Below are 16223 nucleotides of genomic sequence, written 5' to 3'. Positions count from 1 at the left end.
GAATGTGAGGCAGTACAGTCTGCCTGAACAGGGAGGGGAGTGGCTATGAGCTTTTTTAGTCGGTTTTTGAAGAAACAGCAGCCCGTAGAACGGCCGCTGTTTTACGATATTGTCTGTCCATATTGCTTCAGCAAGTTTTCGCCGGAAGAAGTAGTGTTCCGGGCTGCGCATCACCGGGATGATGATGAGGATTATGCACTGGGGGAAGATGCGAAGCTTAATCGGTATCGTGAACGCTTTGGGTTGGACACGGTATTTGATATGGAAGCCGTTCTGGCTCCGCATGATGTGCCTGAGGAACATCGCATTTATTCGGATAACATCGTGATGGGACTTAACGACCGGTATGGTGTGGTTACACGGCGCCGGCTGTGCCCGCATTGTCATAATGAGCTGCCGGTAACGGCAGGCAAGGCACCAAGCAATATCATTTCCATTATTGGGGCATCCCAGGTGGGGAAATCGGTGTATATGACATCGTTGATTCACACCCTTCAGCATTATACGGCTGACCACTTTGATGCCGCCTGCATGCCGCTGAATGCCGAAATTAGCCGCAGATTCCGCGCAGATTACGAAGAACCGCTGTTTGAGCGGGGAGATCTGCTGGATTCCACGCAGAAGGAGAAGCTGCAGGAGCCGTTTATTTTCCAATTTGTATTCAAGGATGAAGATAAGGCACCGCTGACACTGGTCTTTTTTGATGTGGCGGGTGAAGGTATGGTCGAGCAGGACTATCTGGGTCTGCATGGTCAGCATATCAAGAACTCAGCGGGCATTTTGTTTATGGTGGATCCGCTCCAGATTCGTTCCATTCGGGACAAGATCCGCATTAACCTCGGCAACGAGCCAGGCGAGTGGACGCCAAGGTATGATGAACCACGTGATGTTGTGCTGACCCTGTTCGGTGATTTTATCGCTTATCAGGATAAAGCCAAGACAAATATTCCGACAGCCGTTGTGCTGACCAAGAGCGACATGCTGCATTCCCTTAAGGATGAAGAGGGGGATTATATCAAATCCAACAGCAATGTATTCCGCAATATGGTACACCGTGAATGGTTCGATCTGACTGAATTTGAGAATATTGACGGGGAGATTCGGCGCTTTATCGAGAAGGTGGACCGTCCGTTCAAGGGCACGATGGATGTGTACTTCAAGGATACGGCTTATTTCGCGGTATCTGCGCTGGGCAGCAATCCGGTGGATATGAAGCTGCAGGGCGTCGTGAGTCCCATCCGTGTGGACGAGCCCTTTCTATGGCTGCTGTACAAGCTGAAGTACATTGAGGGGAGAGTGGAATGATGCGTTCTTCCATGACCCCGCCCATTGAACAACAGATGTACACAAGAGAGCGGCGCGGGGTGTTTCGCACAACGGAGGGGTTCGATACGGTTGCGGCATCACCAGGACTGGACCCTTCCTTTATTAAAAAAGTACTTCATCCCTATTGCGTCTATGACGCTCCAGCGGAATTAACGGGTCGGAGTGAGAAGGACCAGGCAAAATTCCCGCCATCCATACATCTGATTCATCTGGAGAGCGGAGAGACGATCCTTGGTCAGAATGTGTACCAGTCCGCTGATTTTACGGGGCTGCGCAGTGCCTTTTTTGCACACAACTATGTCCTGTCCCCGGAACGCTCCGAGGAACAGATGAAGCAGGGGAACTGGCTGGATGCCGTATTCGCCACGTCATATGACATCGAAAAAGGCACGGTTTTGCCTGCCCTGACGGAATTGCCGGGTGCACCACTGAATGGCAGGGAGGCCGCCACTGGAGCAGGAGCAGGCCCAAGTGCCCGCTCCGTAGCGCCAGCAGATCTGCTGGCCTCATTGAAAATGAACGAAACTCTTTTCAAGCGCCTGCTCTATGCCGTCATGCAGGCAGTAGCAACCCGGCGGAAGGTATACATCGCACTCGACCTTCCTGCCGAGGAGATCACAGCCGGAGCCAAGGAACTGCTTCGTCTGCTCTATGCAGCACTGCCCTATGCGTTTAGGCGGCAGCTCGGCTTCATGACATTTGCCAAGGAGCCTCAGGGCAAGAAGGGAGTTCATCTTCAGTTTGTAGAGCGGGGCACGCTTCGTCCAAAGGACAGGAATACGGAGAAGGACTTTACCTTCGACTTGGCTACGGGCAGGGTAACCCATGCGGAAATGTCGGTTGCCCAGCTTCCCTATGCGGAGTTTGCCTGGTCGCTTCTACTGGAGCCAGGTATGGCGGATGCGTTTTATACTTTTGCAGACGAGATGTTATCCGGCACCGAACCGGGGCGCGAGCTTTCCATCCAGGCCTATGGGGAATTGTCCATGTTTTATCGTCTCGAGCAAGGGATGGAAGATCTCTACCTGAATGATAAGGGAGGGGTTCTGAGTGGACTGCTTACCTATCTGAAACCTGAAGGTGGAGTACAGCGACGTTCACGTTTGAACGAACTGTTCCTCACGCTGCTCAGCCGGGAACTGGACAGTGTCAAAAGAGAGAACGTACCTGAAGAGACGGTTGCCTCACGCATCGCGGAATATTTCCGCGTCGCTGCACCTGTCGTTCAATCCCGAATCGTGGATTATTTCATCTATGCGGTGAACAATGCCAGGTCCCAGAAGCGGATGAGGGCGGTACAGGAACTGTATGATCTGCTCGACCGCGATTCCGGGCTGAGTCGTGCATTCTTCGATAAGGTACTGGCCAATGAATCACTGACAAAACTGCTGTTTGAGCCCTATCTGGACAATCAGCTGAAACGTACCGAGACTGCTTCAGATGTGATCGGCGTAATCGAACGCTGGGTAACCACGCATGTATCTGCGGTATACAACAGCTTCCTGATTGACCGGACAGCCACAGAGCTGCGAGAACGATTATGTTCGGCGCCGAATCCCGTTCATGCTGCGAGTGAAGCACTTAAGCGTGTGAGCGTGCTGGATCGCCTTTCTTCTGACATGCTCGTGGGTGATGGAATTAAGGCCCGAATTGGGCAGTCTCAGACCGTCACCCGATCCGCCCGTTCGAGTGGAGCCGAGTCAGCGGGATTATCAGCGTATCAGGAAGAACTGACACGCCTGGCTGACAAGCTGGCCTATGTCATTAACCTGTTTTTGATTCAGGATCTTGATCTGGAACGGGTGAACCGTGAACAGTTACTGAGCATTGATATTTTGCTGCACGACAGCGAGGTACGTGATTGGGCGGCGCGTCAGGGACAGGATGTAACGGCTCGTACAAACTTGATGCTGGCAGCCAGAGCATGGCTGAGCGGCGAAGACCGTGAAGAAGAGGTGCTTGAATCACTTAGCCTTGCGGAGCGGAATGAACTTCAGCGTTGGGTACGCAGATGGCTCGCAGGGGAACTGCGGGATCAACCGGGAACACCTGCATATGAGGCGCTTCCGCTGGCGTTCTACCGGGGAGGAAGCGGCAGCAAACTGGATTATGCAGGGCTGATTGAATTTGTCCGCAGCAGTGCTGGCAGTAAGGAAGTATTGTATTCATTATTTGAATGGTCGGGGAGCCAACGGTTGTTCATACGGAGTTCCCAGGCGAGCAAAGCCTACTCAGATGCCATTGTAGCCTATTTCAAAGGTCATGACCGTGAAGCGTTCAAGTCCAAATCGGCATTCAAGCCTTATTACGCGAGAGCGAGTAAAACAATGAAGCCGGTCTATGATCGGGCCAAGAACGAACTTTCATCACCGCTTGTGCGCATGCTGACAGGCAAAAGAAAAAATCTTTTTCTAGGGTCGGTTATCGTTATCCTGATCCTGGGGATCGCCGGGGTAACGTATGCCCTGACGAATAAGTCCGACGCCCCAGAAGAGGCGGCGCCATCGACACAGGAACCGGTCGTTCCGGCAGAGCCCGAGGTACAGTTAGCTGAGCAGATCGCCTATGTCATTTCGGGAGCCGAGGTGGATGGCACGACGACCGAAGCGCAGCTCGTAATCCGTTTCATGAATGAAGCGGACAGCAATGCGTTATTATCTGGTCCGGTTCAATTAACGTTGCAGGATGGTACAACGCTGGAGATGGATGCCGCGTCGGACTGGGAGAGTTTTAACCGGAATGAGGACCCGGATACGGCAGGTTCAGCAGGCGGTACATCTTCTACGGAAGAAACCGATGAGGAACCATCCACCGGATCGGTGAATGACAATCAGCAGGGTGAGGAGTCTGTTCAGGGGGCAGATTCGACTACGTCCGATGATTCTTCTGCAAATTCGGCGGAGGGCACAGTGGCGAACGGGGATGCGTCCGGTTCTGCGGACACGAATGAAGATCTTGGAGAAGGAGCAGGCACCACATCGTCCGAACCTTCAGGGACAGCAGGCGAGTCAGGACGTTCCTCTTCAACGGAATTGACGCCTGCTGAGGCAGATCGTCTGTATCCTTATGGTCAGCAAGTGCAGCTGCCTGATGAGGTTAATCCGGAAGATATCGTAAGTGTCCGGAGCGTTACAATGACTATCCAATTGGTGCCAGAGCCTAAGCTGTAGGATCGTTAAGATTTGTTTTTGACCAAAATGAAATCTTTGCAGGATGACCTCCGATCGTAAATCGGGGTCATCTTTTTTTATTTTCCCTCCAAGAACAACAACGAATATCGGTCTCACAACGGAATTGACGAATGAGGATTGGTACACGGAACGGTATGAAATAACATGGACTCAAGCACAGCTCGAAAAGATGGATGGATCAGAAGCCAACATTGTGTTGCATGCCTATTTTCAGGGCGGACAGTCAGGTTATAAGGACGAGAAGAAGATGATCCTAAGTGCTTCCCAAGCTCTGATGCAGAAAGAAGAGTAGATTGTTACTTTTGTTCACAAATCAGACACAAAGTCTGGATTCATCATTTTTGGACAATCCCCAACAGGGACCAACTGCACGTATACGTTGAGAAAAGCTCTCATATAAATGAGATGAATTCCGATCGAAAAGTCCTCTGAACTGCTATATAATCGCTCCAAACAAGCAAGAAGTTTGGTATTTCTTATTGACAAATGATAATGATTATCAGTATCTTTGTTATAGAAGATTTGTTGCGCCGGAAATACGCTGAACATATAAATTCGTTTTCGTTATCGATAGCCGGAATACATAACCGGGATAAATGAGAGAGGGATGATCGCATGTTTCGTCTGGAGACGTCCAAGCTGGATATCGCTTATGAAGAAAGACTGATTGTTGAAGATCTGAATATTCAAATTCCCCAAGGAAAAATTACAGCGCTTGTTGGAGCCAATGGTTCAGGTAAATCAACCATCCTGAAGACGATGGCACGGATCATGAATCCAAAAGCAGGCAGTGTTTTGCTCGACGGGAAGTCCATTCATAAGCAATCCACTCGTGAAGTAGCGAAGCAACTTGCGATTTTGCCGCAGAATCCTACAGCACCAGAGGGACTCACAGTAACGGAACTGGTATCCTACGGAAGATTTCCTTATCAAAAAGGCTTCGGTTCCATGCGTGCGGAAGACAAGCGCATGATTGAGTGGGCCATCGAAGTAACGGGCATGACAGATTTCCATGACCGCCCAATTGATCAATTGTCAGGCGGACAGCGTCAACGTGCATGGATTGCCATGGCTCTTGCACAAGAAACAGATATCCTGTTCCTGGACGAGCCGACAACGTTCCTCGACATGGCTCATCAGCTTGAAGTTTTGCAATTGCTGGAGATGCTGAACGAGACAGCAAATCGCACGATCGTTATGGTTGTGCATGATCTGAATCATGCCTCCCGCTATGCCCATCACATGATTGGCATTAAAAAAGGTAAAGCAATCGCTACAGGCTCCCCTGTAGAAGTCATGAACTGTGACGTGCTTCGCGAAGTGTTCAACATTGAAGCGGATATCGTAATTGATCCACGTTCCGGCGTGCCGCTGTGCCTGCCATATGCTCTTGCCGGCGAACGCCAGCAAGCGGCAGTGCCTGAGCAAACGGTAGCGTCAGAGCAAATGGTGATGAACGGTGCCATGATGAGTGCTGCCGGACGCTCCGAACAACGTGTTCGCACTGCAACAGGAAGTTAATTTAGCGGACCATGTGTGGTCCTGAAATATAGAATAAGCCGCTTTGCATATATGCAGGCGGCTCGTTCGCATTCATGGGAGGCATGCTGAGATGGGAGCAATCAACTATACCTGGTTACAGCAATATGGAAGAATCACAACCGCTCCTGGGGATGAACCAGTTTGGGAGATTCACATGACTGAGCTTAGACAACCGGAGAAGGCGAGAGAGCTGCTGGATGTATATAATCAACATCTTCAGGCAGATTCAATTCGAACCGCAGCGGTGTACTTCATGCATTCGGTGCGAGGACTGATGCTGGGGATTCATTATATGACGGCACTATGTGATACATGGCTTGATCTTTCACTGGAGAACATGAAGCTGCAGCTCGAGGTTCAGGATGGCCGTGCAGCCTTTCGATTTCAACTGCTGGATGGAACAGAACATCCTCACCCTGAACCAGTGAAGCTCATTGATACAGCCCAATCCTCATTGCGAAAAGGTATTCTAACCGCATACTACACGGAGCAGCTTCGTCCTTTGATTGAAGGGGTTGCCTCCGCCGGAGAAGCGAATCTTGGTCAGATGTGGTCACAGCTTGCCTCCATGCTCCGCTGGTACAAGACGACAGCGTTACAAATGAACATTGAAGAAGCTGAGCGAGAAGCGGTGATGGAAGGGTATGAACACGTCATTGCTCTACCTGCCAGTCTGCTTGGGTTGAAGAAGAATCTGTTATCGTTCAAGCCGGTAGAGATTGATAATCCACATCAACCGGGAGAGACCATGCTGATGAAGCCGGTATGCTGCCTTCATCACCAGGTGTACGGAGGCCAAAATTATTGTTATAGCTGTCCCAAACTTAGTAAGGCTGAACGGCAGAAGCGTTATGATGACATCCTGGCAGCCAAGTCTGGATAACAGGCAGGAAGGCCTCAAGGCTGAATTTGGTAATTGGTAAGCACCGGGTCTATAATATGGAGACAGGCGCTGTATTATGTTGTATACATACAAGGTAATGACAGCTGCCCCAAAACCAACATCGATCATGGGAGGAATCAGTCATGTCCGTATATTCATATCAGGCCGTAACACCAACCAATCAGGAAGTATCACTGGATCTGTACCAAGGTAAAGTTCTTGTCATCGCCAATACAGCCAGCAAGTGTGGATTGACTCCGCAATATGGAGAGCTGCAGAAGCTGTATGATCGTTACCGCGATCAGGGTTTGGTTGTACTGGGTTTTCCTTGTAATCAGTTTGGAGGACAGGAGCCGGGTACAAGCGAGGAAGCTGAATCCTTCTGCCAAATAAACTATGGTGTGAACTTCCCTGTATTCGCCAAAGTGGACGTGAACGGGGAGGATGCGCATCCCTTGTTCAAGTATCTTCGCGAGCAGCAGCCAGGGGCAGCTGAAGACGACACGATTCAATGGAATTTCACCAAATTCCTGGTCAATCGTGAAGGTGAAGTGGTGGGACGCTTTGAACCCAAAGAGTCTCCTGAAGCGATGACTGCAGAGATTGAGAAACTGCTGGGATAATTAAATAGAACAGATCAAGCCTGCCTCCAAGCTGGAGGACAGGCTTTTTTTGATGCTTTTTTTCTATGAACGTTAAGGAAGTGGTTTGCTTAAATTGTAATATCCCTGATCCGAAGCAAGCTGCAGGAGATTACGGGCATAGTTGCCCGCCCAGGAATAGCCGTGCCGCCGCTCCTCGCTGATCTCCATAATATCCATGTACTTCTTGCCGTCACGGTCCGCGTAGAAGGGTACATCTTCATCTACATTGTAGAAACGGTACCAGATCACACTGGACGGGTCAGGCTCGAAATACACCGGTCCTTGACGATTATATTTGGTTCCATCCTCTCGGACCTGATCAAACCAGCGGAGGACGCTCTTGGCTGCATGTTCAATCTCAGGTGTCTGAGGTCTGGACATGAGGAAAGCTGTAATAGCCACCGATTCGGATCCGGATTTCGAGGGCAATTCATAGGCTCTGCCGGATACAGGCGCGTAGGTTACCGGGTCATGCTGGGCACCCCAAACTGTAGGCACACCGTCGTTTTTAATTTGAGCTTTCAATGTATATGCGATTCCTCGATCCAAGGCTGCAGCCAGTTTCGACCGTGTATCCTCACTCAAAATATCGTTGTTGAAGCCTTTACGCTTCTCAATGATGTCATCAATGAGCACCATGGTTCGCACCATGGCATTGTCATTATATGTAACGCTGTCGGAGTAATTGCTCCGCTGTGGATAAACCTGAGGCCATCCGCCTGAAGGATATTGGGAGACCAGGATAAAATCCACCGCTTTGCGGACACTGTCCCGGAAGAGGGGATTGCCCGTCTTTTCGTACATATCAGCCAGGAAGCGGATCTCGGTTGTCGTTGCATCATTATCAAACGTTCCGAGCTCTACGCCTTTGGGGTCTTTCCAATCCGAACGCGGCGTAACGCCATCCCATGAAGACTTGTATTTCTCCTCCATTGCTTTGAAAAAACCACCATGCGGCAGCTGCCAGGATACGATGTTTAGCGCATAAGCGGTGTCCTTGACCAAGTCACCTGTGGAGAATGTGCTGTAATCCCTGAACTTATTCAGTAGTGAAGATACATCAACCCCTGCAGAAGTTTTGGAGGATAACACCTCGGTTTTAATGGTGACAGGCGGGGAATCTGCAAAAGCAACCACGGGCCTGGCGATATCTGCGGTCAACATGGCGATGATTGCAGTGACAGGAACCAGCGTTAATGAAACAGAGATGGAACGTTTCTTCAAAGGAATGCCTCCCAACATAATTGGTATTCTATTCATATAAAATCCAAATAAAGGGCTAATATTATTGTAAGCGCTTTCTAATATAAAAATCAACTGATAAGCTTAAAATTTATATTTGTTATCGCTCAGCGATCAGCCGCCAGCCTAACTATGCGGTGAGGAAGAGGGCCTTTTTTCTCCAAAAGGTTCAATAGCATAAACCGTTATTGGTCAGGGGACAATAGGTTTTAGAGGTTGAAGCAGCGGCTCGTCCACAGGGATATCTTATTTTTTAAATAATTTTAAGAAAACACTTGTAATGTGAAAAAGATCACATTATAATAAGAACATGAAGTGAAATAAATCACAAAGTCGCCATGTTGGTAGTGAATGTTTTCACATAATCGTTTAGCTTCATTAGTGAATGTATTCACAAACAATTAACAAGAGAGTAAAACCATTGTCGTTTTAAATTCCAGGAATCAAGCGCAGCAATCTAATACATGAAACACGGTTTATATTTTATAACTTCAAGGGGGACCTTTATTATGAAAATCGCAGTTATCGGATGTACACATGCAGGAACCGCAGCCATCATCAATACCGCCAAATTGTACCCGGATGCTACCATCACGGTGTATGAGCGCAATGACAACATTTCCTTCCTATCATGCGGTATTGCCCTTTATGTTGGCGGGGTTGTGAAGGACCCGGATGGACTGTTCTACTCTTCGCCAAACCAGCTGGCTGAGCTGGGTGTAGTCACCAAGATGCTGCATGAGGTTACAGCAGTGGATGCCGCGAATCATAAACTTCAGGCTAAAAACCTGAAGACAGGGGAAGAATTTGAAGATACGTTTGACAAACTCATCGTGACAACAGGTTCATGGCCTGTCGTTCCAAAACTTGAGGGGATCGAGATGGAGAACATCTTGCTCTGCAAAAACTACAACCATTCCAATACGATTATCGAAAAAGCCAAAGAAGCCAAACGCGTTACCGTTGTCGGTGCAGGGTACATCGGTATTGAACTGGTTGAAGCATTCCAAATGAACGGTAAGGAAGTCACCCTGATCGATAGTGTGGACCGGATTCTCAATAAATATCTGGACCCCGAGTTTACAGATGCCATTGAGGACACACTGACTGAACGCGGGATCAAGCTTGCACTGGGCCAGACTGTACAGAAATTCACCGGAGAGAATGGCAAGGTAACGAAGGTCATCACATCGAAGGGTGAATTCGAGACAGACCTCGTAATCCTGTGCATCGGTTTCCGTCCGAATACCGAACTCCTCAAAGGCCAGGTGGATATGCTGCCGAACGGCGCAATTATCGTGGACAAATATATGCAAACAAGCCAAAAAGACGTATTCGCTGCAGGTGACAGCTGTGCCATTCACTATAATCCAACAGGCAAGGCTTCTTACATTCCACTGGCAACCAATGCGGTAAGAATGGGTACATTGGTAGCTCGTAACCTGGTTCGTCCAACAACGCCGTACATGGGTACACAAGGGACATCAGGAATTAAAATTTACGACCAGAATATTGCGGGTACAGGATTGACCGAAACATCTGCTAAAGATGACGGGCTGGTGGTGGAAGCTGTAACGCTTGAAGATGCTTATCGTCCGGAGTTCATGCCAACGGCTGAGAAACTGCTGCTAAAAGTCATTTGCGAACAGGCTACACGCCGAATCGTCGGAGCACAAGTGATGTCCAAGGCCGATCTGACGCAATCGATCAATACGATCTCGGTTTGCATTCAGAACAACATGACCGTAGATGAACTCGCCTTCATCGACTTCTTCTTCCAACCGCATTACAACAAACCATGGAACTTCCTGAACTCGGCTGGTCTTCAGGCTTTGCCTCCTGTGGAAGTGAAAGCACCAGCGATGGTTTAAAATAAATAGGAATTTGAGAGCTGCCGCAGAAATGCGGCAGTTTTCTTATATAACTTGATGTAGTTGGTTCTAGAAATGGGTGCTATATTTAACAACAGGTTAGAGGTCAACCGCAATAGATATGAACATGAAGGAGAGGTTCACAACATGCTTACAGATACAGTATCCGAGCTCAAAGTTCTGCTGCAATCCGTATCCCGTTCGTTTCTTGCACTAAATGCAAATGAACTTGTACAACCACGCATGGAAGGAAAATGGTCGCGTCTTCAGATTCTGGGTCATTTATGTGATTCGGCTCTTCATAACGTAAGCCGGTTTGTCCAAATGCAGCATCAGACTGAACCATTGTCTATAACACCTTATCATCAAGACCAATGGGTAGAGAGCCAACAATATATCAGTGCACCGATTGAAGAGGTGTTAAATCTCTGGATCAGTCTGAATCAGTCTGTCATTCGTGTTCTATCCAGCATGCCGGAGACAGGGGGATCACCAACGTGCATCTTACCGGATGGAAGTGTGGTTACAATGGAATGGCTGGCACAAGATTACGTCCAGCATCTGCAGCACCATCTGCAGCAAATTTTTGGTGAACATCATCACCTGGGAACAGAATAAGTAACCAAGCAGCTGCACTCAAGCAAGAGAGCACGGAAGCTGGAACAAGGGACTTTTAAGGCTTTGTGATAAAAGTAACAAACTTGCCGAACCCTTCGCGATACAATGAACTTATCAACGATGTAAGCTGATTTCGTTCATGAACAGTGAAGGAGAGGATGGTATGGCAGCAAAAACACCTCTTGAGGTTGCACAATATACGGTGAACACGGGGATAAAGAAAGGACAGAATCCGGTGTCCTCTGTACTCGTTCTCAGTTTTCTGGCAGGGGCATTCATTGCGCTTGGGTTCCTGCTGGATATTCGCGTGATTGCCTCCGCGCCGGCGGAATGGGGCAGCTTGGTTAACCTGATCGGTGCAGCGGTATTCCCCGTGGGCTTGATCCTGGTATTGATTGGCGGGGGAGAACTGCTGACAGGCAACATGATGGCAGTACCGCTCGCCACACTGGCCCGTAAACTGTCCGTAGCCCGCATGCTGAAGAATCTTACCTTGGTCACGATCGGAAACTTTTTGGGTGCACTATTCGTGGCATATGCGTTTGGGCATGTACTTGGTCTCACAGGAGAAGGTGTGTACCTGACCAAGGTAGTGGATATGGCGGGACACAAGCTGCATGACGGCTTTCTACAGGCGTTTATATCCGGAATCGGGTGTAACTGGCTGGTAGCCCTGGCGGTGTGGCTGTCTTATGCTTCGGATACGATGAGCGGCAAGGTGCTCGGCATCTGGTTTCCGACCATGGCCTTTGTCGCAATTGGATTCCAGCACGTGGTTGCCAATATGTTTCTTATTCCGGCTGCCATCTTCGAAGGGCACTACTCATGGGGGCAGTACATCATGAACTTCATCCCCGTATGGCTCGGTAATCTGACGGGAGGTGCATTGTTCGTTGCTGCTGCCTACTGGATGGTGTACCTGCGGAAGGCGGAACCCGAGGTCAAAGCGGTTGTTCAGACAGTAGAGCCGGAAGCCAGACCGATGTGGAGCAAACAGGCATAATCGCTCGCACATGTTCAACTGAATATATTAAAGCGATCCCCTATTGCCATGAGGTCACGGTGTAAGTTATACCGTAGGCCGGCGAAGATGGGATCGCTTTTTTTACAGACAAAATAAATTCGCCATGACAAGGTTCGGGGGAACGAAACCTGTTCATGGCGAATTTCGGGAGTGGTCCATGATATGGCATGAGGAGGAAGTGGGGAAACACTAACCTAATGCCTTGCTTTTAATTTACCCCTGAATTTCGAGGATGAATCATGGGGCCAAAACTTTTTTTAAGATTAAAGGCAACAAGCCTGAGCGCACAAAACATGACTGTTCTCTTTACGTCATAACCTCCAAAATTATATGATGTAAGGATAGATTTAAATGGGGAGGACTTGTACATATGATCGATCAGGAGAATGGCGTGTTTCCGGCGGTTTGCCCGCTTGACTGCCCGGATACTTGCGGCCTGCTGCTTCATAAGGAGAACGGAAAAATCGTGAAGGTGGCGGGCAACCCTGACCATCCGATTACGAAAGGTGCCATCTGTAATAAAGTCAGAAACATGGCGGAGCGGATATATCACCCCGAGCGGCTGCAATATCCAATGAGACGTGTCGGCGCAAAAGGCGAAGGCAGGTTCGAACGTATAAGCTGGGATGAAGCTATCCATGAGATTACGGGAAAATTCAGCTCTATATCCGCGAAGTATGGATCCGAGAGTATCCTGCCATACAGCTTCTACGGCAACATGGGGATCCTTGGGGTAGACGGGATGGACCGTCGTTTCTTCAATGCACTTGGTGCAAGTATGCTGGAGCAAACGATCTGCAATGCGGCCGGGAATACCGGATGGAAATATACGATGGGCGCCAATCGGGGAACTGTGCCCGAAGATACGGAGCATGCGGACCTGATTCTGGTCTGGGGAGGCAACATTGTCAGTACAAACATGCACCAGGTTGTCCTGGCTGAAAAGGCCCGCAAAAAGGGTGCCCAAATCGTGGTCATCGATGTTCACCGGAATCGTACAGCTCAATGGGGAGACTGGTTTATTCCGCTCTACCCCGGAACAGACAGCGCACTCGCACTGGGATTGATGAATGTACTGTTTGACCGGGGCCTGACGGACGAGGCCTTTATGCAAAAGTACACTGTGGGTCATGAGACACTGCGTGATCATGTCCGCGACTATACCCCTGAACGAGTCGCTCGTATTACGGGTGTACCGGAAGCAGATATCGTGAAGCTGGCTGAGCTGTACGGAAACGCACAGGCGGCACATATTCACATCGGCAACGGTCTTCAGCACCATGACAACGGAGGCATGAATGTGCGAAGCATTGCCTGTCTGCCTGCCATCACGGGACAATGGCTGAAGCGAGGCGGCGGAGCCGTGCGCACCAATAGCTATGCGAGCACCAATAGCGATGCGCTGGAGCGCCCTGAGCTTCGGAGCAACCCGGAAGCACGGGTTGTGAACATGAACCGGATTGGCGAAGCATTGCTGGAAGACCAGCAGCCGATCCGGGCGTTGATGGTCTACTGCAGCAATCCACTGGTGGTGGCACCGGATACCGAGCGGGTGGAGCGAGGTTTTGCACGGGAAGATCTGTTTACCGTTGTGCATGATCTGTTCATGACGGACACGGCCAAGTATGCAGACATTGTGCTGCCGGCCAAGTCTTCGTTTGAAGCGACAGATCTGTATACGTCCTACTGGCATCAGTATGTTCATCTGCAGGAACCGGTCATTGCGCCAATTGGCGAGAGCAAGAGCAATGTGGAACTGTTTTCGCTGCTGGGACAGGCGATGGGATATGACCCTGAGATCTTCGGTGAGACGCCGGAACAGATGATTGCGGACGCCCTGGCGGATACAGGTAATCCTTATATGAACGGAGTAACGCTGGAGGCCCTTCAGGAGCATCGTTTTGTGAAACTGGACATGTCGTCGCATGATTCATTCCTGGAACAGCTGCCTACGCCATCCGGTAAGATCGAGCTGTATTCCGAAACGATGGCAGAAAGAGGCCTTCCGCCGCTGCCTACATATCGTGCTCTCGTTGAAGGGTATGACGGGGAACATCCGGCCGGACCTGATGATGTGCATCCACTCATGTTCCTGTCGCCACCGAATCACAATTTCCTGAATTCCAGCTTTGCCAATACGGAGAAGCATCAACGTATGGAGAAAATGCCCATGCTGCAGATTCATCCGGAGGATGCGGCTCACAGAAACATTGAAGATGGCGATGCGGTAGTTGTGTGGAATGACCGGGGACGGATCGAACTGACTGCCAAGGTGAGCGAATCCATGCTGCCGGGTACGGTGATCAGCCAAGGTCTATGGTGGGATGGAAGCGGACGGAAACAGCGGGTGAATTCACTGACATCCAATCGGCTGTCGGACATGGGCAACGGGGCAACGTTCTTCTCGGCCACTGTCGAAGTGAAGCGTCAATGAGTGTACTTGCAGATTGAGGCTTTTCAGGTAAGATGAACAAGGGATAAACCTTGAAGCAAGAATAAAAGGCAATGTTTAATAATACAAATGGCCTCCGCTCAGGTAGTTTAAGCCGCCGTGAGTGGAGGTTTGTTTTGTTCGTTTAAGGTAGTAAGGAGAATGAATGAAGATGATGAGATGGTTGGATACATATCCAAAAGAAGTCAAAGTATTTTTGCTGGCAAGTCTGGTTAATGCAACAGGGAGTGCCTTGATGTGGCCGCTGACCACAATGTACGTATTTGATGAACTCGGGCGGACGATGGCTAACGCAGGATTCGTCATTTTGATCCAGTCACTTGGCGGTATCTTCGGCCAGCTGCTTGGCGGTGCATTATATCACAGGGTCGGCGTGAAGAAGCTGATCATTGGATCACTTGCCCTTAATGCACTTGGGCTGTTTGCCCTGCCCTGGATTAGTGCGTACTGGGTTGTATTTATATGTGCCATGGGCTGGATCGGTTTGTTCAGTTCCTTGTCGCTGCCTGCGATCCAGGCCTTTATTGGCTTTCGGTTTGCGGAGCGGCGTGGAGAGCTGTTCAATATTATTTATGTAGCGAACAATATCGGTGTAGCGATTGGGACGGCACTCAGCGGTTTCTTGGCTGACTTTTCCTATCACCTCAGCTTTGTACTGAATGGCGTGACCTCTGCCGGGTTTGCCGTCTTCTTCTGGTACTATCTATCGCGGGTGGAGCCGGATCAGGGAGAAGTGCATCTGACGAAACGCAAAAAGGTCCAGAATGGTCCCGGGATCTGGGCGCTGCTTGGCAACACCAGGTTATACCTGTTTATGAGCCTGGGGGTATTGTTCATCCTGTTTGGCAATTCCATCTGGAATACCGGTGTATCGCCGTATATCATCTCGGAAGGGATGGAGAAACGAATGTACGGCCTGCTCTGGACACTGAACGGGGTTCTGATCTTCGTGGGCCAACCGTTCACGAGTTGGGTTAAACGCACCATGGCTCGTACCTCGACTGCGCAGATGGCAGCGAGTGCGATATTCTATGGATTGGCTTATATCGTCATGATCACGATGTACAGCTATCCGGGCATGGTGTTTGCGATGGTGCTGGCGACCTTTGGAGAAATGCTGATCTCACCTGCAACTCCTGCCTTTATCTCTGACCATGCGGGCAGAGCGGCACCATTTTACATTGGAGTCTCCGGCGGGATCGGATCGATTGGTCGTGTCATTGGCCCATATGTGATGGGTGTGATGTACGATAAACAAGGCCTGATTTCGGTTGCCTGGCTGGCAACGGCGATGGCAGGGGTGGCCCTGCTCGGTTTTGCACTTCATGCCGTCCTGAATCGCCACCGTGAGGTGAAGGAGTATGGGTTGGATACCTAGAGTCTTCTAGGCGGGAGTATCATTGGAACAGACATGTTGGACGAGCAGAAGA

At 49.8% G+C, this 16223-nt stretch carries 12 protein-coding genes; 11 read left to right on the top strand and 1 reads right to left on the bottom strand.

The features are described 5' to 3' along the window. Window positions 1–45 precede the first annotated feature (45 nt). From GUA98_RS14940 to GUA98_RS14915, 6 genes are all read left to right on the top strand, one after another. A complete protein-coding gene (locus GUA98_RS14940; RefSeq protein WP_154894774.1) occupies window positions 46–1305 on the top strand; it encodes a TRAFAC clade GTPase domain-containing protein in 1260 nt (419 codons plus the stop codon). Further along, entirely contained in the window at window positions 1302–4496 is a 3195-nt protein-coding gene (locus tag GUA98_RS14935) for a hypothetical protein (protein WP_193723585.1), read from the top strand. The genes GUA98_RS14940 and GUA98_RS14935 overlap by 4 nt, the downstream gene beginning before the upstream one ends. A 43-nt stretch (window positions 4497–4539) precedes the next feature. Beyond that, window positions 4540–4809 carry a hypothetical protein gene (locus GUA98_RS14930; RefSeq protein WP_193723584.1) on the top strand — a complete coding sequence of 90 codons (270 nt, stop codon included), beginning with the start codon at window positions 4540–4542 and terminating at the stop codon, window positions 4807–4809. A 323-nt stretch (window positions 4810–5132) separates the two neighbouring features. Beyond that, a complete protein-coding gene (locus GUA98_RS14925; protein ID WP_193723583.1) occupies window positions 5133–6038 on the top strand; it encodes an ABC transporter ATP-binding protein in 906 nt (301 codons plus the stop codon). 91 nt (window positions 6039–6129) lie between these two features. Next, window positions 6130–6942, top strand: coding sequence for a ferric iron reductase (locus GUA98_RS14920; protein ID WP_193723582.1), 813 nt, complete (start codon window positions 6130–6132; stop codon window positions 6940–6942). A gap of 143 nt (window positions 6943–7085) precedes the next feature. Further along, window positions 7086–7565, top strand: a complete 480-nt coding sequence (locus GUA98_RS14915) for a glutathione peroxidase (RefSeq protein WP_193723581.1) — start codon at window positions 7086–7088, stop codon at window positions 7563–7565. Window positions 7566–7637: 72 nt separating this feature from the next. Here GUA98_RS14915 and pelA read toward each other — a convergent pair whose 3' ends face one another. Then, a complete protein-coding gene (pelA, locus tag GUA98_RS14910; RefSeq protein ID WP_227779673.1) occupies window positions 7638–8810 on the bottom strand; it encodes a pectate lyase in 1173 nt (390 codons plus the stop codon). Between the two features lie 527 nt (window positions 8811–9337). Between pelA and GUA98_RS14905 the strand changes: the two genes are divergently transcribed. The 5 genes from GUA98_RS14905 (at window position 9338) to GUA98_RS14885 (ending at window position 16171) form a co-directional block, all read left to right on the top strand. Next, entirely contained in the window at window positions 9338–10699 is a 1362-nt protein-coding gene (locus GUA98_RS14905; protein ID WP_193723580.1) for an FAD-dependent oxidoreductase, read from the top strand. 147 nt (window positions 10700–10846) lie between these two features. Further along, entirely contained in the window at window positions 10847–11317 is a 471-nt protein-coding gene (locus GUA98_RS14900; protein WP_193723579.1) for a DinB family protein, read from the top strand. A 163-nt stretch (window positions 11318–11480) separates the two neighbouring features. After that, on the top strand, window positions 11481–12320 hold the full coding sequence (locus tag GUA98_RS14895) for a formate/nitrite transporter family protein (RefSeq protein ID WP_193723578.1): 840 nt from the start codon (window positions 11481–11483) through the stop codon (window positions 12318–12320). A 391-nt stretch (window positions 12321–12711) separates the two neighbouring features. Beyond that, window positions 12712–14775 carry a molybdopterin-dependent oxidoreductase gene (locus GUA98_RS14890; protein WP_193723577.1) on the top strand — a complete coding sequence of 688 codons (2064 nt, stop codon included), beginning with the start codon at window positions 12712–12714 and terminating at the stop codon, window positions 14773–14775. A gap of 172 nt (window positions 14776–14947) precedes the next feature. Further along, entirely contained in the window at window positions 14948–16171 is a 1224-nt protein-coding gene (locus GUA98_RS14885) for an MFS transporter (protein WP_193723723.1), read from the top strand. Window positions 16172–16223 lie beyond the last annotated feature (52 nt).

Origin of the sequence: Paenibacillus sp. P13VS (assembly GCF_015143645.1) — a bacterium.
GTDB lineage: Bacteria > Bacillota > Bacilli > Paenibacillales > Paenibacillaceae > Paenibacillus > Paenibacillus xylanilyticus_A.
Note: the sequence above shows the minus strand (reverse complement) of the source record. Positions and strands in the feature narration are given on the sequence as shown.